The following is a 25,721-nucleotide window of genomic DNA, read 5'->3' on the forward strand; positions in this document are numbered from 1 at the left end:
GCGACCCTCCGTTCACCCGCGGTCGTTCCGGCACGTCCGGCTCACCGTGTCCGCGAAGGAGCGGGCCAGCGGGGTGAGGGCGTCCCAGCTGCGGACGGCCCAGCCCACCGACAGCGGCGGCAGCACCGGGACGGGCACGAACCGGAGGGCGTCACCGGCCGCGGTGGACCGGCGGGGGAGGGCCGGCACCAGGGCGTGGCCCAGGCCCAGTTCGGCCAGCAGGATCGCGGTGTCCCAGTCGGCGACGCTCGTGCCCGGCCGGTCGGGGACGCCCAGGCCGGCGAGGGCGGCGTCCAGGTGCGCCCGTGACGTGGACCTCGCCGGGAGCCGGATGTGCCGGATTCCCGCGAGGTCGTCCGCCCCGATCCGCGGGCGCGCCGCGAGCGGGTCGTCGGCGCGTACGGCCAGCACCCAGGGCAGGTCCACGACCGGGTGCTGCTCGATGCCGCGCACCCGCTCGCCGATGGTGACCCACGCGAGGTCCAGATCGTCGGCGAGGAGCGCGTCGAAGCACCTGCGGCTGGAGCTCTCCGTCTGGAACTCCAGACTCGCCCGCGGATGGCGCCGGTGGAAGGCGACGACGGCCTCCGCCATGAAGTGCCGCAGCGTCGTGGCGCCCGTGGTCACCCGTACCGAGCCGACGTCACCGCGTGCGGACTCCTGGATGCTGCGTACGGCCATGTCGAGCCCGGCTATGCCGTGTGCCGCGGCCGCCCGCAGCACCCGTCCGGCCTGGGTGGGGACGACACCGCGCGTGTGGCGCTCCAGCAGGGCGACGCCGGTCTCCCGCTCCAGCCGCTTCACGTGCTGGCTGACCGCGGACTGCGTACGGCCGAGATCGCGGGCGACGGCGCTGAGACTGCCGGCCCGGCAGACGGTCACGAAGACACGGAGATCGTCGAGAGTCACCGACCCAAGGTATCGCTTGGGTCTGCGCAGCAAATCCGAGGATTGACTGGGTGGTTGGGGCGCCGGAGGATCATTCCAGGGCCCGGGCGGCAACCCGTCCACCCTTCGCACCCCGCGGGCCCTGGCGAAGGGGCGGACGGGTGCCGACCCACCCGACCCACCCCCCCCCCCCCCCCCGCCCGGCCCCCCGTGCCCCCCCCGAACCGGGAGGAGACCCGCCGTGACCGTTCCCCCCGGAGCCACCGACCGGGCGCTCGCGCTGCTGCGGCGGCTGGGTGCCGACCGCGTCGCCCACCCGGGCGGCAGCCTCCTGCCCCACCTGACGCGCGTACGCGACCGCCTGGCGGCGTGGGACGCCTCACCGGCCCTGCGCCTGGCGGGGCTGTGCCACGCGGTGTACGGCACCGACGGGTTCGGCCGGGCGCTCCTGCCACCGGAGCGGCGCGCCGAACTCGTGGCGGCGATCGGCCCGGAGGCAGAGGCCCGCGTGTACCTGTACGCCAGTTGCGACCGGGCCGCCTCCTACCCGGCGCTCACCACGGACGGCGCGCCCTTCCGCGACCGGTTCACCGGCCGGACGTCCACGCCGGATCACGGGATGCGGCGGGACTTCGCCGAGCTGACCGCCGCCAACGAACTCGACCTCGCCCGCACCGACCCCGCGTTCCGCGGGGAGCACGGGCCCGCGCTCCTCGCCCTCCTCACCCGCTTCCGGCCACTGCTGAGCCGGGCCGCCTGGAAGGACTGCCGTACCGTGCTCGCACCCGCGACCGTCGCCGTGCTCGGCCCCGGAGGGGTCGGAGGTCTGCTGGCCGCCCTGCTGGCCCGCGCCGGACACCGGGTGATCTGCGTGGCCGGCGAGGACACCGCCCGGACGCTGCGCCGGGACGGCATACGCGTGCGCAGCGCGCAGTTCGGCGACTTCACCGCGGCGGTGGAGGCGGACACGGCACTGCGCGAGCCGGTGGACCTGTGCCTGATCACCGTCAAGCACACGTCCCTCGCCGCGGCCCTGGACCGGGTACCGCCCGCCGTGCTGGGCGACGCGCCGGTGGTGCCGCTCCTCAACGGCGTCGAGCACCCGCCCGCCCTGCGCGAGCGGTACGGCGACCGGCGGGTCGTGCCCGGGGTGATCCGGGTGGAGTCGACCCGGGTGGCGCCCGGCGTCGTCGAGCACGGCAGCCCGTTCACGGAGGTGGACCTGGCCGGGGCGCCCGAGCGGCTGGGAACCGTCACCGCGATGCTGGAGGCGGCGGGCGTGCGGACCCGCGTCGACCGGGAGGAGACCGCGGCGCTCTGGGCCAAGCTCACGTTCCTCGCCCCCTTCGCGCTGCTCACCACGCGGTACGGGGTCCCCGTCGGGGACGTGCGCACCGCTCGGCGCGCGGAACTGGTCGCGCTCGTCGAGGAGGCCGCCGCGGTGAGCCGTGCCTGCGGGGCGCCCGCCGACCCGGCGGCGGTCCTGGCCCGGTACGACGCCTTCCCGCCCGGGACCAGGTCGTCCATGCAGCGCGACGCCGAGGCGGGGCGTCCCCTGGAGCTGGACGCGATCGGCGGGGCCGTGCTGCGGGCGGCCGGACGCCACGCGGTGGCCGTGCCGGTGACGGCCCGTCTGGTGGCCGAGCTGACCGCCCGGTGACCCGCCGGGCGACCCGAACGGTGACCGCCGGGCGACCCGCCCGGTGGGCCGCCGGGGTTCCGAGCCGGTCTCCAGCGCCGCTGCAGGGCCGGGCGGCAGGCTGGACGCGATCGGCGCGGCCACCGGGCCGGCCGTCTCGAAGGGAGTATCCATGTCTCAGCCGGTCGGGACCCTTCCCAGCCAGGTCACCGGGGACCTCTACGCCGAGGTGCAGACCTTCTACGCCCAGCAGATGCGGCGGGTGGACGCCCTCGACATCGAGGGGTTCGCCGACACCTTCACCGAGGACGGCGAAGTGGTGCACGCGGGGGGCCACCGGCAGCGGGGCCGGGACGAGATGATCGCGGGCATGCGGGCCAGCCTGCCCCGCTACCAGGACATCGCCGTACGCCACTGGTTCGGCCACCTGATCATCGAGCCCGACGCGGCCGACCCCGACCGCCTGCGCGTCTCGTACTACACCCTCGTCACCCAGACCGACCGCGAGGGCAAGGTGAACTTCCAGCCGACCTTCACCGTCGAGGACGAACTCGTCCGGCGCGACGGCCGGCTGCTGACCCGGTCCCGCGTCATCCACCGCGACAGCCCGGCCGCGCCGCCCGCCGCCTGAACGCGCCCATGGGAATGGGGCCCCCGGGGAGGGGCCCCATTCCCATGGAACCGGGCGGTCAGTCGATCCCCCGGCAGATGTGCGGCTCCACGTCGTCGTCCGCCTCGCCGGCCAGCAGTGGCAGCGGTACCGGGTAAGCGTCATCGGCGAGTGCGACCGGGACCGGGACCGGGACCTGCTCGTACGGTGTTCTCTCCCGGCGTTCCAGCAGGGTCGTGACCATCTCCGTCTCCTCTCGGGTGTGTCAGGCGTGGCACGTGGGGAGCGCTCCGTGGAACGCGACCATCTCCTGGAACGAGGTCAGCACGTCGATCCGCGCGCCCGGCGGCAGGCCGTCCAGCTCGGCGTACGCCCGGTGCAGGTTCCCCACCAGTCGCTCGGAGTCGACCAGCTCCTTGAACCGCCCGAGGTCGGCGCGGTGCGCCGCCTGGAGGGGCGTCAGTCCGTCGCGCACCCCCTCCTCGGCCAGCCGCCCGAGCCACCGCAGGTAGTCCTCCGTCTCGTCCAGCAGCTCGGGGCCGCCCACCGGACCGTGGCCCGGTACGACCGTACGGGCGCCCAGGGCGCGCATGCGGTCCAGCGCCCGCAGGGACCCGCTGATGGAGCCGAAGAGCACGAACGGCGTGACGCCCGACCAGACGACGTCCCCGGTGAACAGCACCGACCGCTCCGGCACCCACGCCACCACGTCGTTGGCCGTGTGCGCGGGCCCCACGTGGAGCAGCTCGGTGCGCACGTCGCCCGCGTACAGGGTGAGCGAGCCGCGGAACGTGAGCGTGGGCAGCACCAGGGGCGTCTCACCCCACTCCACGCCGGGCCACAGCTGCCGCAGGCCCAGCCCCGCCTCGGCGGAGTCGGCCCGGGTGCCCTCGTGGGCGACCACCACGGCGCGCGGCGTGAACTGCCCGTTGCCGAAGGTGTGGTCGCCGTGGAAGTGGGTGTTGACGACGAAGTCCGCCCCGCCCGGGGCCACGCGCTCGACCTCCGCGCGCAGCCGCCGGGCGCGGGCCTCGGTCGCGGCGGTGTCGACCAGGACGGTCCGCCCCTCACCGACGACGAGGCCCGCGTTGTTCAGGCACCACCCTCCGTCCGGCTGGACGAACGCGTACACCCCGTCCGCCACCTCCCGCAGCGCCCCCGGACCGGCCACCGTGCCCCCGGCCGCGGTGCTCACGCGGCCTCCGCCCGGGCCGCCGGCAGCCGGGTGAAGCGGCCCCGGTGGAACACCAGCGGGTCCGGCTCGCCCGGCCCGCCGGCCAGTGCCACCACACGGCCGATCAGCAGCGTGTGGTCGCCGGCCTGGTACTGGGCGTCGAGCACGCACTCGAAGTACGCCTCGGCGGACGGGATCACGGCGTTGCCGGTGACCCCCTCGACCGCGGCCAGCCGCAGCATCGCGGCCTGCCCCTCCGACCGGTCCGGGCGGCAGAACTCCTGGGCGAGGTCGCGCTGCTCCTCGGTCAGCACGTTCACCGCGAAGCTCCCCGACCGCAGCACCCGGGGGCGCATCCGGCCGTCGGCCTTGACCGACACCAGGATGAGCAGCGGGTCGAGGGACACCGAGGTCAGGCTATTGAGGGTGATCACCGCCGTGTCGTCGGCGCTGCCCTGGGTGAGCAGGGTGACACCGGTGGGAAACCGGCCCATCACGGACCGGAATACAGCCAGATCGGGCTCTGCGAGCATTGCGCCTGCAGCTGTCATGTTCGGTGCTCCGTCTCTGTCGGCGCGGCATGGGTGGGGGATCGGGGGAGATCAGTAGTTGCCGAGTCCGCCGCAGACGTTCAGCGCCTGGGCGGTGATCGAGGCGGCCAGGTCGGAGGCGAGGTAGCCGACCAGTCCCGCGACCTCCTCGGGGGTGGAGTAGCGGCCGAGCGGGATCTTGGCGTTGAACTTCTCCTGGATCGCCTCCTCGCTCACGCCGTAGTGGCCCGCGTACCCCTGGCGTACGCGCTGGGCCATCGGCGTCTCGACGTAGCCCGGGCAGACGGCGTTCACGGTGATGCCGCTCTTGGCCAGCTCCTTGCCCACCGCCTTGGTGAAGCCGACCACACCGTGCTTCGACGCCGAGTACGGCGCGGCGAGCTCCACGCCCTGCTTCCCCCCGGTGGAGGCGATGTTGATGATCCGGCCCCAGTCGCCGTCCCGCATCCGGCCGGTGCTCAGCACCTCACGGGTGACACGGAAGGTGCCGTTGAGGTTCGTCTCGATGACGTCGTCCCACACGGAGTCCGCCAGTTCCGCCGTGACACCGCCGCCGCCCCGGCCGGCGTTGTTGACGAGGACGTCGATGCGCCCGTACGCCTCCACCGCGGACCGGACGGCGGTGCGGATCTGGTCGAGCGAGGTCACGTCGCACACCGTGCCGTCGACCTCCAGGCCCTCCTCCCGCAGCCGCTTGACCATGGTGCGGACGCTCTCCTCGCCGCGGGCCACCCCGAACACCGCCATGCCCTGCCGGGCCAGCAGCTCGGTGACGGCGAGGCCGATCCCACTGGTCGCGCCGGTGACGAACGCCACCCGTCGTCCCGCCTGTGTCATGGTGCTCTCCCGTTCCCCTAGGTCGTGTGGTGCTGCTCTGGGTGGGGACGACCGTGACCGTGCCGCCTCGCGCGCCTCTCGACGACGGGTGGAGGCCCGCCGGAGGCCCGCCTTCGAGCGGAACTCGACATGGGGCCTAGCGGCCGGCGCGAGCGTGGAGGGCGTTCCGTGCGGCGACCGGTGACCCTGTCCGGCCCGCCACGTGCCCGGGACACCGGGCGGCAACAGGTGACACCCGGCGAGATCGAGCGAGGAGGCCCCGTGCCCGAACAGCAGCAGACCCTTCCCGATGTACGGAAGTCGGTGACCGTGGCGGCCACGCCGGAGGAGTGCTTCGCCGTCTTCACCGAGCGGCCCAAGGACTGGTGGCCCCCCACCCACATCCTGGTCAAGAAGGAGCGGGTCGGTCTCGCCTTCGAGCCGGGCGTCGGCGGCCGCTACTACGAGTGGGACGTCGACGGCACCGAGATCGCCTGGGGCCGCGTGCTCGAATGGGAGCCGGGCCGCCGGCTCGCCATGACGTGGCGCATCGACCCCAACTGGCAGTCCATCACGGACGACGAGCGGGCCAGCGAGATCGAGGTCGACTTCGAGGCCGTGGACGAGGGCCACACCCGGGTGAGCCTGGCGCACGTCAAGCTGGACAAGCACGGCGAGGGCGCCGAGCGGATCTTCAAGGCGCTGGACGGGCCGAGCCCCGGCGAGACGCTGGAGCTCTTCGCCAAGGCCGTCGCGAACGGGCCGCGGTCGTGAGCGGCACGGCGAACGCGACGCTTCCCGCCCCGGCGACGGCCCTCACCGGCCCCGCCGTCACCGGCCCCGCGACCGCCGGGACCGCCGGTGCGGGCCCCGGCCCGGCCGCCGGGGACGCCGGTACCGGCCTCGCCCGAGCCGCCGAGAGCATACGCGTCCTGGCCGCCGGGCACGCCGCGGCCGCCGACGCCGAGCGGGCCCTCCACCGCGAGGTGGTCGAGGCGCTGCGCGAGGCCGGCTTCGCCCGGCACTTCGTCGCCTCCCGGTTCGGCGGCAGCGAGGGCACGTTCGCCGAGCTGACGTCCGCGGTCATGACGGCCGGCGAGGGCTGCGCGGCCACCGCCTGGTGCGCCTCGCTGTCCGCGTACTCCGCCCGCTTCGCCGCCCACCTGCCCGAGGAGGGGCACCAGGCGCTGTGGGGCGACAGCCCGGACACGGTGGTCGCCACCGCGCTGATGCCGGTCGGCCGCGCGCAGCGGACGGACGGCGGCTGGCGCCTCACCGGCCAGTGGGCGTACGTCAGCGGCGTGGACTTCGCCGACTGGGCGCTGGTCTGCGCGGTCGTGCCCGGCGCGGGGGAGGGCCCGCCCACGATGCGGTTCTTCGCGCTGCCCCGCGGCACGTACACCGTGCGCGAGACGTGGGACAGCGTCGGCATGCGGGCCACCGGCAGCCACACCGTCGTCGTGGACGACGTCCGGGTGCCCGACCACCTGTCGTTCGACCGCGCGGACATGCTGCGCGGCCGCAACGCCGGCTCGGACCTGCCCGCCCACAACGTGCCCTTCCAGGCGGTCGGCGGACTGACCTTCATCGCCCCGGTGGTCGGTGCGGCCACCGGCGCGCTGTCGGCCGCCGCCGCCACGCTCACCGGCCGCAAGCGCAACCAGACCGGCGAGCTGAAGGTGGTCCGCGCCTCGGGGCGGATCGACGCGGCCCGGCACCTCGTCATGGAGAACGCCGGTGTGCTCGACGGGCGGCTGTTCACCCCCGAGCACATGGCCCGCAACGAGCGCAACGCCACCTTCGCCGCCGAACTCCTCCAGGAGGCCGTCGGCCTGCTGGTGGGCGCGGCGGGCACCGGCGGCCTGGGCGAGGGCCAGGCCCTCCAGCGCTTCTGGCGGGACGTGACCTCGGCGACGAGCCATGTCGCGCTCCAGTACGACACGGCGGCGCGGAAGAACTACTCGGCGGTGCTGCTCGGCCCGGAGGACTGAGCGCGCCACGACGGGGGAGGGGGCGTCCGGGACAGCGTGGTCCCGGACGCCCCCTCCCCGCTTGCGCGCACCCCCGGCCCGCCGCGGCCGCCCGCGGGCGTGCCCGCCGGGCGCTCCAGGCAGGAGCGACCTGATCTCCATCGGCCCTTCCTAGGGTGCTGCGTGACTGCAGCTGACCAAGCGGAGGTGTCACCATGACTGCCCCTCAGGAGACGGACGTCTTCCCCCTCACCGGCTCGACCTACCGTGGTCCCGCCCCGCGGTACGCGGAGCTGCGGGCGGAGCAGCCCGTGGTGAAGGTTCCGACGGCGGGCGGCGTGGACGCCTGGCTGATCACCCGGTACGAGGACGTGCGCCGGCTGTCCGCCGACCCGCGGCTCAGCCGCGCCCTCGCCTGCGGGCCCGGCGCGCCGCGCATCGGCGGGACGATGCACACCACGCCCGAGATGATCATTTCGCTGGACTCGCCCGAGCACTCCCGGCTGCGCAAGCTGGTCGCCGGCGCCTTCACCCTGCGCCGCGTCGAGCGGATGCGGGCCAACGTGCAGAAGGTCACCGACGAACTGCTCGACGACATGGAGGCCAAGGGCGGCACCGTCGACCTCGTACAGCAGCTGGCGCTGCCCCTGCCGCTGACCGTCATCGGCGAACTGCTCGGGGTGCCCTCGGAGGACCTGCGCAAGTTCGAGAAGTGGGCGCGCGCCTTCGCCACGGTGGACGACCGGGCCGGCGGCGAGGAGTCCCTGAACGGCCTGGCGAAGCTGAGCGAGTACATCGTGGGGCTGATCGCGGACAAGCGCGCGAACCCCACCGACGACATGCTGTCCGAACTGATCGCGGCCCGCGACAACGACGACCGGCTCAGCGAGCCGGAGCTCGTGACCTTCGGCTTCACCCTCATCGGCGCCGGTTTCGACACCACGGCGAACCAGCTCGCCAACTCGGTGCTGGCGCTGCTGGCGGACGGCCAGGAGCAGTGGCGGTGGCTGGCGGAGGACCGCGGCCGCATCCCCACCGCGGTGGAGGAACTGCTGCGCCACGTCAACCTGTTCGCCACCGACACCTCCGGCTTCCCGCGCATCGCGGCGGAGGACATCGAGGTCGGCGGGGTGACGATAGAGAAGGGCGACGCGGTGCTGCTCGCCCTCGCCTCCGCCAACCGGGACGAGACGGTCTTCACGGACCCCGACCGGCTCGACCTGGCCCGCGAGCACAACCCGCACATCTCCTTCGGCCACGGCGTCCACTACTGCCTCGGCAAGCACCTGGGGCGGATGGAGATGGAGATCGCCCTCGACGGTCTGGTACGCCGCTTCCCGGACCTGCGGCTCGCGGTGCCCGAGAGCGAACTGCCCTGGCACAACGGCGAGATCAACCACACCCTCACCAGCCTCCCGGTCACCTGGGGCGCGTGACCGTTCGTTCCGTCCCGTCCTCCGGGGCGCCGCGAGCACGTCGCGGCGCCCCGGCGGGTCCACGACGGGCCCGCGCAGGACCGGACGGGAGCCGCGCGGGGCGTACGGAAAAGCCGGTCCCGGCCACCCCTCGGTGGCCGGGACCGGCTCCGTGCTCCCGCCCGTGCGGGATCAGCCCGCGTCCTTCACCGGGCCCATGACGGCGAAGCGCGCGCCCTGGTCGTCGGAGACGAGCGCCGAGCGGCCGAAGGGGCTGTCGGACGGCTCACGGCTCACGCTGCCGCCCAGTTCGCGGACCTTCGCCACGGTCGCGTCGGTGTCCGCGACGGAGAAGTAGACGAGGGCGTGCGCGGGGACCTCCTCCGGAATGAACGCGCCCATCTGGAGGCGCCCGGCGGTCGGCGCCTGCGCGCCGGGGGCGAACCACAGCTTGAAGTCGAACTCCGTGCCCTCGGAGATCTGCTGCCCCTTGAAGTCGAACACCGTCTCGTAGAACGGGTCGACGTCGGCCTTGGCCCGGGTGTAGATCTCCGGCCAGAAGAACGAGCCGGGCACGCCCTGGAGGGCGAAGCCGGCCCGGGTGCCGGCCTGCCACGCGCCGAAGGCGGCGCCGCCCGGGTCGACGGCCTGGAGCACGGTGCCCGCGTCGGCGACCGGGAACGGGCCGCCCGTCACCTTGCCGCCCGCCTCCGCGATGCGGCGGGCGAGGGCCTCCACGTCGGGCGTGGCGAAGTACAGGTTCCACGCGGTGGGCGCGCCGTCCCGCGCGGGGACGAGCGCCGCCACGTCCTTGCCGTCCTTGAGCGCCGGCGTGTAGTCGCCGAACGCCTCCGCACCGGCCTCGAACGTCCAGCCGAACAGCTCGCCGTAGAAGCGCTTGCCCGCCTCCAGGTCGGCCACGGTCAGGTCCACCCAGCAGGGGGTTCCAGCATCGAACGAGGTCATGTCCTGCCTCTCTCGGTCGCGTACGCGGTACACGTCGTCACGGTCGTCCGCACCGTATCCGCGGAGCCTCGAGCCCCGGACGAGCGGCGCCCGCGCCCCGCTCGTGAGGAGCGGGGCGCGGGCGCGCGGTGGGGGGTGGGGGATGGGGCGGGCGCGCGGCGTCAGCGCGCGGCGGCCACCCGGCTCGCGGAGCTGCTCACCGTGACCGGGCCGAGCAGGGCACCGGTCTTCTCGTTCTTGGTGAAGGCGACCGCCGTCGTGCTGAACTTGTCGCCCTTGACGCGGCCCATGTGGACGGCGTGGACCGTGCCCGGGTAGACGCCCTCGGCGGGCTCCTCCGGGCCGTCGTGGGTGATGTAGAACGAGAAGGACCCGTCCGGCCGGGCGGTCCAGTAACCGCTGCCCGGGTACTCGGGGTTGCCGTTCTCGTCGGGCGCCCCGTCGGTGGTGAGCGTGTGGTCCGCGGCGAAGGTGAACCGCGAGACGGTTCTCGCCGCGCCGGGACCGGTGCCTATGGTCACCGTGGTCTCCCAGGTGCCCGTGAGGGCCGGCTGCTGCTTCCCGGTCTCGGGCGTGGCGGTCGCCGTGGCGGTCCCGGCGCCCACCAGGGCCACCGTCATGGCGAGCCAGACACCGGTCGTGCGCAGGGAGCGGCGGCCGGCGCGGGAGGAGGGGACGAGGGTGGAGTTACGCATGGGTGAGCCTTTCCTGGGGTCTGCGGGCAAGGGTCTTGAGGTCGAAGCCCGGCCGGCGCACGTCGTCGGCCGTCAGTTCCGTACCGGAGGCGAGCAGGCGCCGGGCGATGCCGTGGTCGGCCGGCCGGTTCACCGACTCCACGCCGGTCAGCCGGCCGTCGCGGAAGCAGAAGACGGAGAAGCGGCCGCCCTCCGGATCGCCGGCGAGCACCGTCTCGTCGTGCCCGGCGGTCAGCCCGGCGATCTGGAGGCGCATGTCGTACTGCTCCGACCAGAACCATGGGACGGCCGTGTACGGCACGCGGTCGCCGCAGATCCCGGCGGCGACGACCTTGGCCTGGTCGGAGGCGTTCTGCACCGACTCCAGCCGGACGTGGCGGCCCGCGTGCGGGCTGGGGAAGCGGGCGCAGTCGCCCAGCGCGTAGATGTCGGGGTCGTCGGTGCGCAGCTGGGCGTCGACCACGATGCCGTCGCCGACCTGCAGTTCGGCGAGCGTCGCCAGTTCCGTGTTCGGCAGTACGCCGATGCCGACCACCACCAGGTCGGCGGGGATGCGTTCCGCGCCGTCGAGCTCCACGACCTCCACGCGGCCGGCGGCGCTCCCCCACAGGGCGGTCACCTCGCGACTCAGCAGGATCCGCACGCCCGCCTCGGCGTGCCGGGCGACCAGGCGCGACGACATCGTGGGGGTGAGCGCCCGGGCCAGCGCGCGGGACTGCGCCTCCACCACGGTCACCTCGTGGCCGAGCTTCCGGGCGGTGGCGGCCAGCTCGAGCCCGATGAATCCGGCGCCGATCACCACGAGCCGGCGCGGCGGGCCGGTCAGCCGCTTCCGCAGGTCCTCGGCGTCGGCGAGACCGCGCAGGGTCAGCACACCGGACAGCGACACCGCGCCCGGCACGGGCAGCGTGCGGGGACGGGCCCCGGTGGCCAGGACGAGGCTGTCGTACGGCAGCGTCGTACCCGTCTCCAGGAGCACGGTCCGCCGCTCCCGGTCGATCTTCGCCGCCCGGGTGCCCGACACCACTTCGACGTCCTGGGCGGCGAAGAAGGCACGCGGGCGCAGTTCGAGGTCACCGGCGGCCGTGTCGCCGGTGAGGAAACCCTTCGACAGGGGCGGCCGCTGGTACGGCAGCACGGGCTCGTCCCCGACCAGGGTGAGGCGGCCCCGGTAGCCCCGGCCGCGCAGTGCCGCGGCGGTGTCGAGCCCGCCCTGGCCCGCGCCGATGACGACGACTCCTCGCGGGCCCATCAGCTCTGCGCCTCCGGCAGGTGCACGACGAGCCCGTCGATCGCCTCCGTCACCGGCAGCTGGCAGCTCAGCCGGCTGTGCTCGGTGCGCTCGCAGGCCGTCCCGTACAGGACGTCGTCCTCGACGGAGTCCATCTCGGGCAGCGGCAGTTCGTTCGCCTCGTCGACGTAGACGTGGCACGTGCCGCACTGGGCGGACCCGCCGCACTGGGCCTCGATGCCCTCGACGCCGTTCAGCTTCGCACCGCGCATGACCGTGTTCGGCGCCTCGACGTCGACGATGGTGACGGTGCCGCTCGGATGCTTGTACGTGATCTTGGCCATGCGCTCTCCTCTGGAGTGTCGACCGGCTGGCGGAGATACGGCCAGGACTGTGACGACGGCCCCTGGGGGCGCGGTGGAGGGGGCCTCGAAGGGGCGGGCGGCTCGACCCGACCGCTATCGCGCTTCGATCGGGCGCGCGCAGCGTGCCGCCATGACTGCTGCCCGGACGCCGAACACGGCCGCCCCGCCCACCCCGCCCGCCTCACGCGCCACGACCGGCAGCCGGCTCCGGCTCGTCCTGGTCGCCTGCTGCCTGGGCCAGTTCATGAACGTGCTGGACGCCTCCGTGGTGAACGTGGCCCTCCCCGTCATCGCGGAGGACCTGCGCTTCGACCGGCACAACCTCCAACTGGTCAACAACGCCTACACCGTGGTCGTCTGCGGGTTCCTGCTGCTCGGCGGGCGCCTCGCCGACCTGTTCGGCCAGCGCAGGATCTTCCTGTGCGGAGTCGGGCTGTTCACCCTCGCCAGCACCGTCGGCGGAGCGGCGGACGACCCCGCCACCCTGGTCCTCGCCCGCGCCTTCCAGGGGCTGGGCGCGGCCGTCATGGCCCCGGCCACCCTCACCGTCCTCGGCACCACGTTCACCCGGCCGGACGCCCGCGCCAAGGCGTTCGGCTGGTGGAGCGCGGTCTCCGGCGCCGCCGGCGCGATCGGGGTGCTGCTCGGCGGCGTGATCACCGAGTTCTTCTCCTGGCGCTGGATCCTGCTGATCAACCTGCCCATCGGCATCGCGCTGTTCGCCGCCGTGTGCTGGGTGGTCCCCGAGTCCCCGGCCCGGCAGGAGCGGCGCACCCTCGACGTGCCCGGCGCGGTGACGGTCACCCTCGGCCTGATGGCCGCCGTCCACGGCGTCTCCGAGGCCCACGTCCACGGCTGGGGCTCACCGCGCGTCCTGGGGCCGCTGCTCGCGGGCGCGGCCCTGCTCGCCGTCTTCCTCGTCATCCAGGCCCGGTTCGCCGCACACCCGCTGGTACCGCTCGGGATCTTCCGCAACCGCGCGGTCGCCGCCGCCAACCTCGTGGCGTTCTTCGGCATCGCCGCGCTCTTCAGCACCTTCTACTTCTTCACCCTGCTGCTCCAGCAGGTCCTCGGCTACACCCCGCTGCAGACCGGGCTCGGCTATCTGCCGCTGTCGCTGGGCATCGCGCTCGGCGGCTGGGGCATCGCCTCCGTGGTGCCCCGCAGCGGCCCCCGCCCGGTGCTGATCGGCGGGCTCGCCCTGTCCAGCGCGGGCCTGCTGTGGCTCTCGCGCACGGACGCGACGGCCTCGTACACCACCGACGTGCTCGGCCCGGTGCTGCTCCTCGGCTTCGGCATGGGCGCCGTGCTCAACGCGACGACCAACGCGGCCACCGCCGGCCTCCCCGCGCACCAGGCGGGCCTCGCGTCCGGCCTGCTCAACACCACCCGCCAACTGGGCAGCGCGGTGGGCCTCGTGACCCTCGCCGCCCTGTCCACCGCCCGCATCGACGGCACCGGCGCGGGCGGCACGGCCTCTCCCGAGGCGCTCGCCTCCGGATACGGGACGGCGCTCACCGGCGCGGCCCTCTTCGCCGCGGCGGGGGCCGTCGCCGCCCTCGCCGTACCGGTCAGGGAGCGGTCCAGAGCGTCTCGAGGCGACACCGAGAGGCTGGCCTCCTGACGAGAACGGAGGTTTGCGGTGGTCAACGAGTTCCGCACACAACGGCCGCAGTGGTCGCCCGCGCCGCACGACGAGACGCTCGAGTACGCCACGATCGAGGTGCCCCGCGACTACGCCGACCCCGGGGGCGAGCGGCTCACCCTCGCCCTCAGCCGCCGCCGCGCCACCGCTCCCGAGCGGCGGCGCGGCATCCTGCTGGCGGTCAACGGAGGGCCCGGCGGCGACTGGGGACACGGCCGCGCGCTGCCGGACAAGTACGCAGGCACCCCCCTGCACGAGGTGTACGACCTGATCGGCTTCGACCCGCGCGGCACCGGCGCCTCCACCCCCCTGCACGCCGAAGTGACCGTGCCGCGCGCGCCGTTCGACTCCCGGCCGCCCGACTCGGTGTTCGCCACCCTCGCCGAGGACATGCGGCTGCGGGAGGAGGCCTGCGCACGGGCGGGCGGCGAGCTGCGCCCGCACGTCAGCACCCGCAACACCGCGCGCGACATGGACGTCGTCCGCGCCGTCCTCGGCGAGGACACGCTGAACTTCGTCGGGTACGCGTACGGCGCCTACGTCGGCGCCGTGTACGGCAGCATGTTCCCCGCGCACCTGGACCGCAGCGTCCTCGACTCGTGCGTCAACCCCGACTGGACCTGGCGCGAGCAGTTCCTGTGGCAGGGCGACGCCGTGCAGCGCAACGTCGACCGGTGGGCCGAGTGGACCGGGGAGCGGCACGGCCACTTCGGGCTGGGCACCTCCGCCGCGCAGGTCCTCGCCACCGTGGAGGACGTGGCCGCGCGCCTCGAAGGGCTCAGCCACGGCGTGCAGGTGCGCACCCTGTTCGACGGGGCGGTCGGCAACCGCGCCGCCGACCGCGGCCAGTGGACCGAGCTGGGCATCCTCGTGGGCCGGCTGCGCGAGACGGCCGACCGGGGCGGCTCCGGCGCCGGCGACGCCTGCCGCGGGCTCCTGTCGCAGCAGGGCACCTGGCGGCCCGGCGACAGCGAGGGCGACCTGCGCTGCGGCGTGCTGGAGGCGATCACCCTGGAGCACGCCTGGCCCGCCGACCTGGAGGTCTACTACCAGGACATGCGGGACTTCCGGAAGCGGTTCCCCTACGGCTACGGCGTGCTCCGCGCCCAGCCGTGGGTGGGCGCCTTCCGCACCTTCGAGGCCCCCGAGGCCCCGGCGGTGCTCACCCGCGACGGCTACCCGGCCGGGCTGGTCGTCCAGGCCGACGGCGACCCGATGGACCACTACGCGGGCGGCGTCGCCATGGCCGAACGGCTGGGCCACCACCTGCTCACCGTCGAGGACTCCGGCGAGCACGAGGTGTACGTCCTCGGCGGCAACCCGCACGTCGACGAGGTGGTGCACCGCTACCTCGTCGACGGCGTCCTCCCGCCGGCCCGCGTCTCCTGCCCGGGCCGCGTCCCGCGCCCCGACGTCCCCGCGGACCCCGCCTGATCCGCACCCGGACGGACGAAACGGGAAGGCCCGGTACCGATCGGTACCGGGCCTTCGTGCCGCCGGGGCGGTCACCACCGGACGGGCAGCTCCCACAGGCCGTAGATCACGGCGCCCTCCTTGCGGGGGATCTCCAGGAACGGCTTGGCCAGCTGGAGGGTCGGGATCCGCTGGAACAGCTTGCTCCAGACGATCTCCAGCTCCAGCCGCGCCAGGTCGGCGCCGATGCAGTGGTGCACCCCGTGCCCGAAGCCCAGGTGCTTGCGGCTGCCGCGGGTGATGTCCAGCTTCTCCGGCTCCGGGAACACCTCGGGGTCGCGGTTGGCGGCCAGCCCGAGGCACAGGATGCCGTCACCCTTGCGGATGACCTGGCCGCCGATCTCGATGTCCTCCAGGGCCACCCGCGGCACGGCGGTGTCGCCGATGGTGGCGAAGCGGACGAGCTCCTCGACGGCCGGCCGCACCAGCGCCGGGTCGTTCAGGAGCAGTTCGAGCTGGTCGGGGTTCTCCAGCAGGCAGGCGGTGCCCAGGGATATCTGGCTGGCCGTGGTCTCGTGGCCGCCGTTCATCAGCAGCCGCACCATGTTGAACAGGTCGCGGTCGGTGTACTCCTCGCCGGACGCCTCGTAGTCGGCCATCGCCCGGCTGAGCAGGTCCTCGCCCGGCTCGGCCTTCTTCTGCTGGATCAGGTCGCTGATGTACGCGTTGACCTCGACGATCGCCGCCTGCCGCTCCTCGGTGGAGCTGTGGCCGCCGAGCAGCGCCGTACCGTGCTTGATGAAGAAGTCGTGCTGGTCCTGCGGAATGCCGAGCAGCTCGCAGATCACCGTCATCGGCACCGCCAGCGAGAACACCCGGTGGAAGTCGACCGGGGGCTCCATCGCCAGCAGCTTGTCCAGGTGGTCGTCGACGATCTCCTCGACGCGCGGCCGCAGCCGCTGCACCTGGCGGTTGGTGAAGGTCAGCGCCGCCTTGCGCCGGGTGTTGCTGTGCTCCTTGCCGTCGTACCCGATGAACGACGTCTCGGTGCGGTACTCCGGCGGGGCGACGAAGTAGAACGGGAAGTTGTCGTGCTTGCGCGAGGCGCTGACCCGCGGGTCGGTCAGCAGCTCCCGTATGGTCTGGTAGCCGGTGACCGTCCAGATGCGCAGGCCGGATCCGTCCAGGGTGACCTGGGAGACGTCCTTCTCGATCATCTCGGCGTATTCCTTCGGCGGCGTGAACGGGCACTGCCGCGCGTAGGGGAACGTCTTGGTCTCCGCCTCGGCGAGGGCGTCCGGCTCCATGGCACTGGTTGTCACGGTTGAGTCCTTCCGTTTCATGAGGGATCGGTCGGGTGGGGCGGTACGTGTCGGACGCGGCCTAGCGGCCGGCGATGTCCATGCCGCCGTCGACGGTGACGATCTGTCCGGTGACCAGCGAGTCGGCCGGCCCGGCGAGGCGGGTGACCCAGGTGGCGATGTCCTCGGCCTCGGCGATCCGGCCGAGCGGGACGGAGTGCGTCACCCCGGCGAACAACCCCTCGACCTGCTCGTCCGACAGGCCGTTGGCGGCATACGCCTCGGTGCGGACGAAGCCCGGGGCGACGGCGTTGACGCGGATGCCCCGCGGGGCGAGCTCCGCCGCCCAGCTGCGGGTGAAGCTGTGCACGGCGGCCTTGCTGGCGGAGTACAGGGAGCTTTCGGGGCCGGGGTTGTGACCGCCCCGGCTGGAGATGAGCACGATGTGCCCGCCCGGGCCGCGCAGCAGCGGCAGCAGGTGCGTGGTCAGCAGGACGGGGCCGAGGACGTTGGTCTCCAGCACCTCCCGGGCCGTGCCCGCGTCGAGCGCCGCGAGGGGGGTGAAACGGAAGACACCGGCGTTGTGCACGAGGACGTCCAGCACCCCGCCGTGCTCCCGTACCGCCTCGGAGACGGCCTCGGCGCCGACCTCGGTGGTGACGTCGGCGGTGACGGGCACGATCGCCGGGTGGAGCGCCGCCACCTCGGCGAGCCGCTCCTTGCGGCGGCCGGTGATGATCACGGCGCCGGCACCGAGACCGGCGAAGGCCAGCGCGGTGGCCCGGCCGATGCCGGTGCCCCCTCCGGTGACGACGACGGTCCGATCGGCAAAAGGCTTGTCCGGCATGGCGATTTCCTCTCTCGGCCGGTGTATGACGGGCGGACGGATCCAGCCACGGGTCAGTACACCGGCTCCGGCTGGGGTGCCGGTCGAGCGGACGGGGAGCGGGCCGGATCCGGTCACCCGCCTTCGTCGAAGCGCACCTCCGGATCGGAGCAGCCGGCCGCGGCGAAGGCGAGCAGCCGCATCCCCTCCTCGACCAGTTCGGCACGGACGCGGCCGGTCAGCGGGGCGAACGGCGTCAGCACCAGGGCGGCCGCGTCCCGGCCGCGGTCGATCCGCCACATGCCGTGCACGAAACCGTCGACCAGGAAAGTCGGCCGGATCAGACCGTTGCGGGTGAAGACCCGTCCGCGCTGCTCCTCCGTCATGATCCGCGAGCGGTCGGCGTGCGAGAGCAGGATGTTGTCGAAGTCGGGCAGGTACCGCACCGGCGCCGGGGTGTCGCCGGCCGGCCGGGGCGCGTCGGGCAGGTCGTACAGCTGGACGCCGTTCTCGTCGCGGAAGGCGCGCAGCCGGGGCGCCAGCCGCCGCACCACCGCGGTGAGCCGGGTCAGACCGGACCAGGTCTGCACGTCCTTCACGGACGCCGGGCCGAACGCGGCCAGGTACCGCAGCACCGTCGCGTCCGGGCTGTCGTCCTCGTCGAGGGGCTCGCCCAGCCACGCCTGCGCCGTGGTGTGCACGGCCTGCCCGCTCTCGCCCCACAGCCCGCGCGGCGGCACCTGCACCAGGGGTTCGAGGTTGCGCACGGCGTTGGCCAGCGCGAACGGTTCGCGCCCGGGGAAGCGTTCGGCGAGCCGGGCGCCCAGCGCGCCCAGGGTCAGCGGCTCCTTCTCGACCAGCTCCTTCCCGTGCGCGGCGACCTCGGTGAGGTCGAGGCCGGTGAGCTGCCGGCCGAAGGCGCCGCTGAGCTGGCGCTCCAGCACCCCGCGCAGCACCGGCCGCAGCCGCCGGCAGTCCCGCGCGGTGACCAGGTGCAGGGTGCCGCGCATCAGCACCAGGCGCACCGCCGCCCGCTCGGAGACGAGCCGCGACAGGTCCTCGACCTCGAAGCCCGACAGCCGGGTCCACAGGCCCACGTACGGCGGGTCCGGGGCCTGCGCCTGCATGCCGACCAGGTGCTCCACCGCCTCCGCCGCACCCGTCGACGAGCGTTCCAGCAGCAGTTGGCGGGCCAGCAGGGCGCGGTTCAGCGCCCTCCGGTCGAGTACGTCCGCGTCCTGGGTCATGACCGTCCCTCTTTCCTGAAGCGTGACAGCGGCGGTGCCCCGGGACGTTCCACGGGGCACCGCCGCAGCGTACGGCCGAGCGGGCTCAGCTCAGCCTGACGAGTACGGTGCCGCTGTAGCGGCGCTCCATCAGCGCGACGAACGCCTCCGGCAGCGCGGGCACCCCGCCCTCGACGACCGTGTGCGGGAACACGATCCGTCCCTCGCGCAGCCACGCGCCGAACCGGTCGTTCCAGTCCTCGATCTGGTCCGGCGTGTGCAGCGTGGCGAAGCCCCGCAGCGTCAGGTCCTTGGTGATGACCGACATCAGGGGCAGACGCGGGCTGCCCCCGTCACCGGTGCCGTGCTGACCGGCCAGCGCCCCGCACAGCGCGAACCGTGCGCCGCGTGAGGCGACCTGCACCGCGGCCTCGAACTGCTCGCCGCCGACGTTGTCGAAGACCACGTCGAGACCGTCCGGCGCCAGCTCGGCGAGCCGGTCGGCGACCGGGCCGTCGTGGTAGTCGAAGGCGGCGTCGAAGCCCAGCTCGTCGACGAGGAAGTCGATCTTCTCCTTGGAGCCGGTGCTGCCGATGACCCGCTTCGCACCCTTCAGCCTGGCGATCTGCCCCGCCAGCGCGCCCACACCGTTGGTGGCGCCCGACACGAACACGACGTCGCCCTCGCGCACGTCCGCCGTGCCGGCCATGCCGTGCCAGGCCGTCGGCCCCTGCGACAGGAAGTACTCGGGACCGGGCAGCAGCGACCGGTCGCGCCGGAAGAACTCGTGGGCGCTGCCGACGGCGTACTCGCGCCACCCGGAGAAGTGCTCCACCAGGTCCCCGACGGCCAGGTCCGGGCTGTTCGACCGGACGACCGTGCCGACGGTCCGGCCCCACATCGCGATCCCCGGCCGGAACACCGGGATCGGCAGCTTGGTGTCCGGGTTCATCTGGTCGCGGGCCACCGAGCCCAGGGTCATCCAGTCGTTGCGCACGACGACCTGGCCCTCGCCCGGCTCGGCGAGGGCGGACTCCCCGAGCTCGAAGTGGGCGAGGGTGACCTCGCCCTCCGGGTACGAGGCCAGCCGGACCTCGCGGCTGGTCGCCGGCAGCTGATCGACGGTCATGCGGTGCTCCTTGGCAGTTCGACGGGAAGGGCGAGCAGGTTGTGGTTCACGTCTCCGGCCCGCCAGATCAGTTCGTGCTCGGGGACCGCGAGCCGCGCGCCGGGGAAGCGGCGGGTCAGCTCCTCGAGCGCCACCGTGAGCTCCAGGCGCGCCAGCGGCGCCCCCAGGCAGCGGTGGATGCCGTGACCGAACGCGAGGTGGGGGTTGTCGGCCCGGCCGAAATCGGCGCGGTCGGGGTCGGGGAAGACCGCGGCGTCGCGGTTGGCGGACGGGAAGGCCAGGAACACGGCCTCGCCGGCCGGGATCACCACCCCGCCGACGGCCACGTCCTCGGTGGCGATCCGGGGCAGCCCCGAGGTGTCGTTGCCGTTCAGGTTCACCGTGCGCAGCAGTTCCTCCACCGCGACCGGGATCTCCTCGGGGTGCTCGCCCAGCCGCCGCCACACGTCCCGGTGGCGGGCGAGCAGGGTGGCGGCGAAGTTGCCGATCTGGCCGGCGGAGGAGTCGAACCCGGCGCCCAGCAGCGTGAAGCCGAGCCCGACCAGCTCGTCGAACCCGAGCCGGTCGCCGCCGTCGGCCCGCGCACCGGGGGAGCCGTCCTGGGCGTCCGCGTCTGCGTCGTTGATCGTGTCGGCGTCGGCGTCCGGGCCTTTGGCGGCGTCCGGACCCCGGCCCGCGCCGGGGCCTTCGTCCACGTCCGCGCCCTTGCCCAGGCGGGCGCCGATGAGGGCGGACAGCACGTCGTCGGCGGGTTCGGCCTGCTTGGCCGCCACCAGCCCGGCGATGTACGCGCCGAGCTTCTCCCCGCCCTCCGCCGCCTGCTCCGGAGGCGCCGACACGTCCGCGAACTGCCGCACCCACGCGTGGAACCGGTCCCGGTCGGCCTCGGGCACGCCGAGGAGTTCGCAGATCACCGTCATGGCGAGCGGCGCCGCGAACCCGGCCACCAGGTCGGCCGGCCCGGGGCCGGACTTCTCCAGCTCGTCCAGCAGCCGGCCCGCGACCTCCCGGACCCTCGGGCGCATCCCCTCGACGCGCTGTGCCGAGAACGCTTGCTCGGCCAGGGCACGCAGCCGGGTGTGGTCCGGCGGGTCCAGCGAGATGATCATGCCGGGCGGCGCCTGGAACAGCCCGTCGAACCGCGGTGCCTCCGGCGCGTACGACGCGGCCCGGCTGAACCGGGGGTCGTCCAGCACGCGGATCACGTCCTCGTGGCGGGTGACCAGCCAGGCGTGGCCGCCGCCCCGCCACACGACCCGGACCACCGGCCGCTCGGCCCGCAGCCGGGCGAAGAGCGGGGCGGGGCCCCGGTGGCTGGAGCCGGGGAAGGGGAACTCGGGCAGCTCCGGCCCCTCGTCGGGGGCGGCCGGACGGCCGGTCATCGTCAGGCCCCCTCGGGCCGGGCCAACGGCCGCAAGAACGAGCGCAGTTCGTCGACCAGCAGCCCCGGCTGCTCCAGCGCCGGGAAGTGGCCGCCGGTCCCGTGGTCGGTCCAGCGGCGGAGGTCGGTGAACCGGTGCTCGCACCAGGCGCGCGGCATCCGGGCGTCCTTGGGGAACACCGAGCACGCCGTGGGGACGTCCACCGGGCCGAGGGCCATCTTGTTGTGGCTCTCCCAGTAGATCCGCGCGGACGACGCGGCCGTGCCGGCCAGCCAGGCGAGCGTCACCACGTCCAGCAGCCGGTCGCGCGGGACGACCTTCTCCAGATCGCCGTCGTGGTCGCTCCACGCCCAGTACTTCTCGACGATCCACGCCAGCTGGCCCACCGGCGAGTCGGTGAGCGCGTAACCGAGGGTCTGCGGCCGGGTGGACTGGACGGCCGAGTAACCCCCCTCCTGCTGCTGGAACTCCTTGAGCGCCGCGAGGCCCGCCAGGTCCCGCTCGTCGAGGGCCACCTGCTCCTGCGGCGGCTTCGCGAACGGCATCGCCAGGTGGATGCCGATCAGGTGCTCGGCGTCGATGCCGCCCAGCGCCCCGGTGATGAACGAGCCCCAGTCGACGCCGTGCGCCGCGTACCGCCCGTATCCGAGCCGCGCCATCAGCCGCGCCCAGGCCGCCGCCGTGCGCTCCACCGTCCAGCCGGTGGACGCCGGCTTGTCGCTGAACGCGTAGCCGGGGAGCGAGGGGCACACCACGTGGAAGGCGTCCGCCGGGTCCTCCGGGTCGGTCAGCGGGCCGACGAGGTCGAGGAACTCGATCACCGAGCCGGGCCAGCCGTGGGTCAGCAGCAGCGGCACGGCGTCCGGGTGGGGGGAGCGCACGTGCAGGAAGTGGATGCCCAGCCCGTCGATCTCGGTGCGGAACTGCGGCAGCGCGTTCAGCCGCGCCTCGGTCGCCCGCCAGTCGTAGGACGTGCGCCAGTACGCGGCCAGGTCACGGAGGTAGTCCAGCGGTACGCCCTGCGACCAGTCGTCGACGGTCTCCGCCTCCGGCCACCGGGTGCGCGCGAGACGGTCCTCGAGGTCGGCGAGGGCCGCGTCGGGGATCCCGGCCCTGAAGGGCGTGAGCGCGGTACTCATGGGTGAGCTCCTCCTGTGCTGCCGAAGGCTGTGTGCCACCGCACGCTAGGCACCGGCGCTCGAGGCGGGGTCGAACAGCCGTCTGGCCGGGCGGGGAGGGACCGGCCGCTACGGGCGGCGCCGGGGGCGGGCCCACCGGGCCGCGAGCGGAACGCGAGCGACCGCCCCCACCGTGCGCCGTGCCGTGCCGCACCGAAGGGAGCGGGCCGGGCCGCACCCGACCGGACCGCCCGAACCCCACGGGACGTCCCGCAGAGGGTGCACCGGCACCGGGCCGTACCCGGCCGGCCGCCACGGCACGCCGTACCCGCCCGGCGCGCACGCCGGGACGCACCCGCCCCGCCGTGCGCGCCGGGACGTACCCCCGCCGTGCGCGGCAGGACCCACCGCGCCGTACCGGGCCGTGACGAGGAGGAGCCTTCGATGACGCAACCCGACGCGACCGGGCCGCTGCACGGGCTGAAGGTCGTGGAGCTCGCCGCGATCGGCCCCGTGCCGTTCGCCTGCATGATGTTCGCCGACCTCGGGGCCGACGTCCTGCGGGTCGACCGGGCGGACGGCAGGCGGTCGTTCGCCGAGTGGCACCGGGTCCTGGACCGGGGGAGGCGCTCGACGGCCCTCGACCTCAAGGACCCGGCGGGCACCGCCGCGCTCCTGGACCTGGTGGCCGGTGCCGACGTCCTCGTCGAGGGCTTCCGGCCGGGTGTGGCCGAGCGGCTCGGGATCGGGCCGGACGCGTGCCTGGCGCGCAACCCCGGTCTGGTCTACGCCCGGATGACCGGCTGGGGACAGGACGGCCCGCTCGCCCGGACGCCCGGACACGACATCAACTACCTCGCCCTGACCGGGGCACTGGCGGCCGTCGGCGAGGCGGGCGGCCCCCCGGTCCCCCCGGTCAACCTGCTGGGCGACTTCGGCGGAGGGGCCATGTTCCTCGTCGCCGGAGTCCTGGCCGCGCTGTACGAGCGGCAGACCTCCGGGCGCGGCCAGGTGGTCGACGCGGCGATCGTCGACGGCACCAACGCCCTGCTCGGCATGGTGGTCGCGATGGCCGGCGCCGGGGCGTGGCGGGAGGAACGCGGGGTCAACCTGCTGGACGGCGGGGCCCCGTTCTACACCTGCTACGCCTGCGCGGACGGCGGGTACGTGGCCGTCGGCGCACTGGAGGACCGGTTCTACGTCGCCCTGCTGCACGGTCTGGACCTCGACCCGGCCCGTGTGCCGGACCGCGACGACCCCACCGAATGGCCCGCCCTGCGGCGGCTGTTCGCCAACCGCTTCCTGCGCCACGACCGGGACACCTGGGCCCGCCGGTTCGAGGCCACGGAGGCGTGCGTGACACCCGTGCTGACGGTGACCGAGGCCGCCGGGCACCCGCACCACCGGGCCCGGGGCAGCCGCCCCGCCGCCCCCGCTCCCCGCTTCAGCCGCACTCCAGCGGAACTCCACTGACCGCCGCCATCCTGCGTATCGACGCTCACGGCCTTCGGCCGGTCCGCCGGTTCCCCCCGGAACCCCCGATACCCCCCCAAGTATCAGAGAGGTACACCATGGCTATTTCGTCCGAGCAGGCACCGTCCGTGGAGACGGAGGTGGAGAGGTTAACGACGGGCGCGGATGCGGCGGCCGACACGGTGAAGCTCGACCCGAAGCGCTGGGCGGCGCTGCTGGTCCTGCTCGTGTCCGCCTTCATGGATCTGCTGGACGGCACGATCGCCAACGTGGCGGCGCCCTCGATGCAGCAGGAACTGGCGGCCGGCTACTCGGCCATCCAGTGGGTGCTGGTGGGGTACCAGCTCGCCTTCGCCCTCACCCTGATCCTGGGCGGACGGCTGGGTGACATCTTCGGACGCAAGAGGATGTTCCTCATCGGCGTCGCCGGCTTCACGCTGACCTCCCTGACGGCGGGTCTCGCGCAGGAGCCCTGGCAGCTGGTGATCTCGCGCGTCCTGCAGGGGGCGTTCTCCGGCATCATGGTGCCGCAGGTGCTGTCGATCATCCACGTGACGTTCTCCGACAAGGAGCGCGGCACGGCGTTCGCGCTGCACGGCCTGGTCGGCGGTCTCGCCGCCACCCTGGGTCTCGCGCTGGGCGGCCTCATGGTCGAGTGGGACCTCTTCGGCCTCAGCTGGCGGCTGATCTTCCTGATCAACGTGCCGATCGGTCTCCTGGGCCTGCTGTACGGCTCGAAGGTGATCACCGAGTCCAAGGCGCCGCAGGCCCTCAGGCTCGACATGCTGGGCCTGGTCCTGGCGACCGGCGGTCTGGTCATGCTCGTCTACCCGCTGCTCCAGGGCCGCGAGCTGGGCTGGCCGGCCTGGGGCTACGTCTCCATGATCGCGTCCCTGCCGGTGCTCCTCGGGTTCGTCGCCTGGCAGCGCCGCAAGAGCCGCAAGGACGGCTCCCCGCTGGTGGAGCTCGGCCTGTTCCGCACCCGCAGCTTCTCCTCCGGCCTCGCCGTCAACCTGATCTTCTACATCGGCATGGGCATGTTCACCATCGGCTGGACGCTGTACATGCAGATCGGTCAGGGCTGGTCCCCGATGCGCGCCGGTCTCACCAGCCTGCCCTTCTGCATCGGCGCCTTCCTCACCGCCACCACGTCGGTGATGGTGCTGGTGCCCAAGTTCGGCCGCAAGGCCATGCAGGTCGGCGCGCTGGTCCTGGTCGCGGGCCTCGGCTCGTACATCTGGGTCGCCGGTGAGTACGGCAGCGACGTCACCTCCTGGCACCTGGTCGTCCCGCTGTTCCTGATCGGTCTCGGCTTCGGCACGGTCGCCACGCCGCTGCCGCTGATCGTGACCTCCGAGGTGCCGCACAAGGACGCCGGTTCCGCGTCCGGCCTCGTCAACACCAACACCCAGCTGGGCTTCGCCATCGGCGGCGCCCTGGTGAGCGTCGTCTTCTTCGGGGGACTGGCCGGCAACACCGGCGCCGGAGTCGACCAGCAGATCCCGCAGCTGCGCCAGGACCTGGTCGCCACCGCCGGGGTCACCCCCGGTGAGGCGGACACGGTCATCGCCGCCTACCGGACCTGCTCCGTGGACCGGGCCGGCGAGAAGGACCTCGCCACGGTCCCGGAGAGCTGCACCGCGGCACCGCTCCAGGACCAGAAGGTCGCCTCGGTCCTGGCCGGCTACCAGGAGGACGCCACCGGCACCTCCTTCGCCGCCAGCTTCCAGACGCTCCTGTGGGTGTTCATCGGCGTCACCGCGGTGGTGTTCCTGCTGATGTTCGCCATCCCGCGCAGGCTGCGCCAGGAGGGCGAGCAGGCACCCGGGGCCGAGCCGGCCGCGGCCGTCTGACCCCACCACCCCCGCCCGGCGCGGCGGGACCGGAC

At 73.8% G+C, this 25,721-nt stretch carries 24 protein-coding genes and 1 pseudogene; 10 read left to right on the top strand and 15 right to left on the bottom strand.

All coding sequences use genetic code 11. The annotated features are described in order from the left end of the window. Positions 1 to 12: 12 nt before the first annotated feature. Positions 13 to 909, bottom strand: coding sequence for a LysR family transcriptional regulator (locus A4V12_RS22485; protein ID WP_064071222.1), 897 nt, complete (start codon positions 907 to 909; stop codon positions 13 to 15). Positions 910 to 1,129: 220 nt separating this feature from the next. On the opposite strand from A4V12_RS22485, the pseudogene A4V12_RS40010 reads away from it, so the two are divergent. The 3 genes and pseudogenes from A4V12_RS40010 to A4V12_RS22495 form a co-directional block, all read left to right on the top strand. After that, a pseudogene (locus A4V12_RS40010) lies at positions 1,130 to 1,363 on the top strand (DUF6817 domain-containing protein); the annotation flags it as partial. 300 nt (positions 1,364 to 1,663) lie between these two features. Continuing rightward, a complete protein-coding gene (locus tag A4V12_RS22490; protein WP_064071269.1) occupies positions 1,664 to 2,548 on the top strand; it encodes a ketopantoate reductase family protein in 885 nt (294 codons plus the stop codon). A gap of 151 nt (positions 2,549 to 2,699) precedes the next feature. Further along, positions 2,700 to 3,158, top strand: coding sequence for a nuclear transport factor 2 family protein (locus A4V12_RS22495; protein WP_064071223.1), 459 nt, complete (start codon positions 2,700 to 2,702; stop codon positions 3,156 to 3,158). Positions 3,159 to 3,216: 58 nt separating this feature from the next. Here A4V12_RS22495 and A4V12_RS37640 read toward each other — a convergent pair whose 3' ends face one another. From A4V12_RS37640 to A4V12_RS22510, 4 genes are read right to left on the bottom strand one after another with little or no spacing between them, the layout of a single operon-like run. Beyond that, positions 3,217 to 3,381: a hypothetical protein gene (locus tag A4V12_RS37640; RefSeq protein WP_159028910.1), complete on the bottom strand. Its 165-nt coding sequence runs from the start codon at positions 3,379 to 3,381 to the stop codon at positions 3,217 to 3,219. Positions 3,382 to 3,402: 21 nt separating this feature from the next. After that, a complete protein-coding gene (locus A4V12_RS22500) occupies positions 3,403 to 4,332 on the bottom strand; it encodes an MBL fold metallo-hydrolase (RefSeq protein ID WP_234372291.1) in 930 nt (309 codons plus the stop codon). After that, positions 4,329 to 4,862: a flavin reductase family protein gene (locus A4V12_RS22505; protein WP_079137258.1), complete on the bottom strand. Its 534-nt coding sequence runs from the start codon at positions 4,860 to 4,862 to the stop codon at positions 4,329 to 4,331. Before A4V12_RS22505 ends, A4V12_RS22500 begins: the two co-directional genes overlap by 4 nt. A 51-nt stretch (positions 4,863 to 4,913) precedes the next feature. Further along, positions 4,914 to 5,699, bottom strand: a complete 786-nt coding sequence (locus tag A4V12_RS22510) for an SDR family NAD(P)-dependent oxidoreductase (RefSeq protein WP_064071225.1) — start codon at positions 5,697 to 5,699, stop codon at positions 4,914 to 4,916. A gap of 261 nt (positions 5,700 to 5,960) precedes the next feature. Between A4V12_RS22510 and A4V12_RS22515 the strand changes: the two genes are divergently transcribed. From A4V12_RS22515 to A4V12_RS22525, 3 genes are all read left to right on the top strand, one after another. Next, on the top strand, positions 5,961 to 6,452 hold the full coding sequence (locus A4V12_RS22515; protein ID WP_064071226.1) for an SRPBCC family protein: 492 nt from the start codon (positions 5,961 to 5,963) through the stop codon (positions 6,450 to 6,452). Then, on the top strand, positions 6,449 to 7,669 hold the full coding sequence (locus A4V12_RS22520) for a hypothetical protein (protein ID WP_079137260.1): 1,221 nt from the start codon (positions 6,449 to 6,451) through the stop codon (positions 7,667 to 7,669). The genes A4V12_RS22515 and A4V12_RS22520 overlap by 4 nt, the downstream gene beginning before the upstream one ends. Before the next feature lie 194 nt (positions 7,670 to 7,863). Beyond that, positions 7,864 to 9,084: a cytochrome P450 gene (locus A4V12_RS22525; RefSeq protein ID WP_064071227.1), complete on the top strand. Its 1,221-nt coding sequence runs from the start codon at positions 7,864 to 7,866 to the stop codon at positions 9,082 to 9,084. A 171-nt stretch (positions 9,085 to 9,255) separates the two neighbouring features. On the opposite strand, the gene A4V12_RS22530 is transcribed toward A4V12_RS22525, so the two are convergent. The 4 genes from A4V12_RS22530 to A4V12_RS22545 all read right to left on the bottom strand — a co-directional run bounded on the left by A4V12_RS22530 (position 9,256) and on the right by A4V12_RS22545 (position 12,299). Beyond that, on the bottom strand, positions 9,256 to 10,029 hold the full coding sequence (locus A4V12_RS22530) for a VOC family protein (protein ID WP_064071228.1): 774 nt from the start codon (positions 10,027 to 10,029) through the stop codon (positions 9,256 to 9,258). 161 nt (positions 10,030 to 10,190) lie between these two features. After that, positions 10,191 to 10,724, bottom strand: coding sequence for a hypothetical protein (locus A4V12_RS22535; protein WP_064071229.1), 534 nt, complete (start codon positions 10,722 to 10,724; stop codon positions 10,191 to 10,193). Then, a complete protein-coding gene (locus A4V12_RS22540; protein WP_064071230.1) occupies positions 10,717 to 11,976 on the bottom strand; it encodes an NAD(P)/FAD-dependent oxidoreductase in 1,260 nt (419 codons plus the stop codon). The genes A4V12_RS22535 and A4V12_RS22540 overlap by 8 nt, the downstream gene beginning before the upstream one ends. Further along, entirely contained in the window at positions 11,976 to 12,299 is a 324-nt protein-coding gene (locus A4V12_RS22545) for a 2Fe-2S iron-sulfur cluster-binding protein (protein ID WP_064071231.1), read from the bottom strand. Before A4V12_RS22545 ends, A4V12_RS22540 begins: the two co-directional genes overlap by 1 nt. A 151-nt stretch (positions 12,300 to 12,450) precedes the next feature. Between A4V12_RS22545 and A4V12_RS22550 the strand changes: the two genes are divergently transcribed. Then, positions 12,451 to 13,944, top strand: a complete 1,494-nt coding sequence (locus A4V12_RS22550; protein WP_064071232.1) for an MFS transporter — start codon at positions 12,451 to 12,453, stop codon at positions 13,942 to 13,944. Positions 13,945 to 13,962: 18 nt separating this feature from the next. Next, entirely contained in the window at positions 13,963 to 15,399 is a 1,437-nt protein-coding gene (locus A4V12_RS22555) for an alpha/beta fold hydrolase (protein WP_064071233.1), read from the top strand. 71 nt (positions 15,400 to 15,470) lie between these two features. Here the strand turns inward: A4V12_RS22555 and A4V12_RS22560 are convergent, their stop codons facing one another. The 6 genes from A4V12_RS22560 to A4V12_RS22585 all read right to left on the bottom strand — a co-directional run bounded on the left by A4V12_RS22560 (position 15,471) and on the right by A4V12_RS22585 (position 22,381). Next, positions 15,471 to 16,700: a cytochrome P450 gene (locus tag A4V12_RS22560; protein WP_234372292.1), complete on the bottom strand. Its 1,230-nt coding sequence runs from the start codon at positions 16,698 to 16,700 to the stop codon at positions 15,471 to 15,473. A gap of 61 nt (positions 16,701 to 16,761) precedes the next feature. Next, entirely contained in the window at positions 16,762 to 17,526 is a 765-nt protein-coding gene (locus tag A4V12_RS22565; RefSeq protein ID WP_064071235.1) for an SDR family NAD(P)-dependent oxidoreductase, read from the bottom strand. A gap of 113 nt (positions 17,527 to 17,639) precedes the next feature. Continuing rightward, on the bottom strand, positions 17,640 to 18,752 hold the full coding sequence (locus A4V12_RS22570) for a winged helix DNA-binding domain-containing protein (protein WP_064071236.1): 1,113 nt from the start codon (positions 18,750 to 18,752) through the stop codon (positions 17,640 to 17,642). Between the two features lie 85 nt (positions 18,753 to 18,837). After that, positions 18,838 to 19,860 carry an MDR family NADP-dependent oxidoreductase gene (locus A4V12_RS22575; RefSeq protein WP_064071237.1) on the bottom strand — a complete coding sequence of 341 codons (1,023 nt, stop codon included), beginning with the start codon at positions 19,858 to 19,860 and terminating at the stop codon, positions 18,838 to 18,840. Further along, positions 19,857 to 21,242, bottom strand: coding sequence for a cytochrome P450 (locus A4V12_RS22580; RefSeq protein ID WP_064071238.1), 1,386 nt, complete (start codon positions 21,240 to 21,242; stop codon positions 19,857 to 19,859). Before A4V12_RS22580 ends, A4V12_RS22575 begins: the two co-directional genes overlap by 4 nt. 2 nt (positions 21,243 to 21,244) lie before the next feature. Then, positions 21,245 to 22,381 carry an epoxide hydrolase family protein gene (locus tag A4V12_RS22585; protein ID WP_064071239.1) on the bottom strand — a complete coding sequence of 379 codons (1,137 nt, stop codon included), beginning with the start codon at positions 22,379 to 22,381 and terminating at the stop codon, positions 21,245 to 21,247. Between the two features lie 423 nt (positions 22,382 to 22,804). Between A4V12_RS22585 and A4V12_RS22590 the strand changes: the two genes are divergently transcribed. Together A4V12_RS22590 and A4V12_RS22595 are read left to right on the top strand one after the other, a co-directional pair. Next, positions 22,805 to 23,833: a CaiB/BaiF CoA transferase family protein gene (locus A4V12_RS22590; protein WP_064071240.1), complete on the top strand. Its 1,029-nt coding sequence runs from the start codon at positions 22,805 to 22,807 to the stop codon at positions 23,831 to 23,833. Between the two features lie 98 nt (positions 23,834 to 23,931). Next, the gene (locus A4V12_RS22595; RefSeq protein WP_079137262.1) at positions 23,932 to 25,686 is read left to right on the top strand and encodes an MFS transporter; all 1,755 of its coding nucleotides are present in this window, start codon (positions 23,932 to 23,934) and stop codon (positions 25,684 to 25,686) included. The last annotated feature ends 35 nt before the right edge of the window (positions 25,687 to 25,721 follow it).

It is taken from the genome of Streptomyces noursei (assembly GCF_001646665.1).
In the GTDB taxonomy this organism is placed as follows: domain Bacteria; phylum Actinomycetota; class Actinomycetes; order Streptomycetales; family Streptomycetaceae; genus Streptomyces; species Streptomyces lavendulocolor.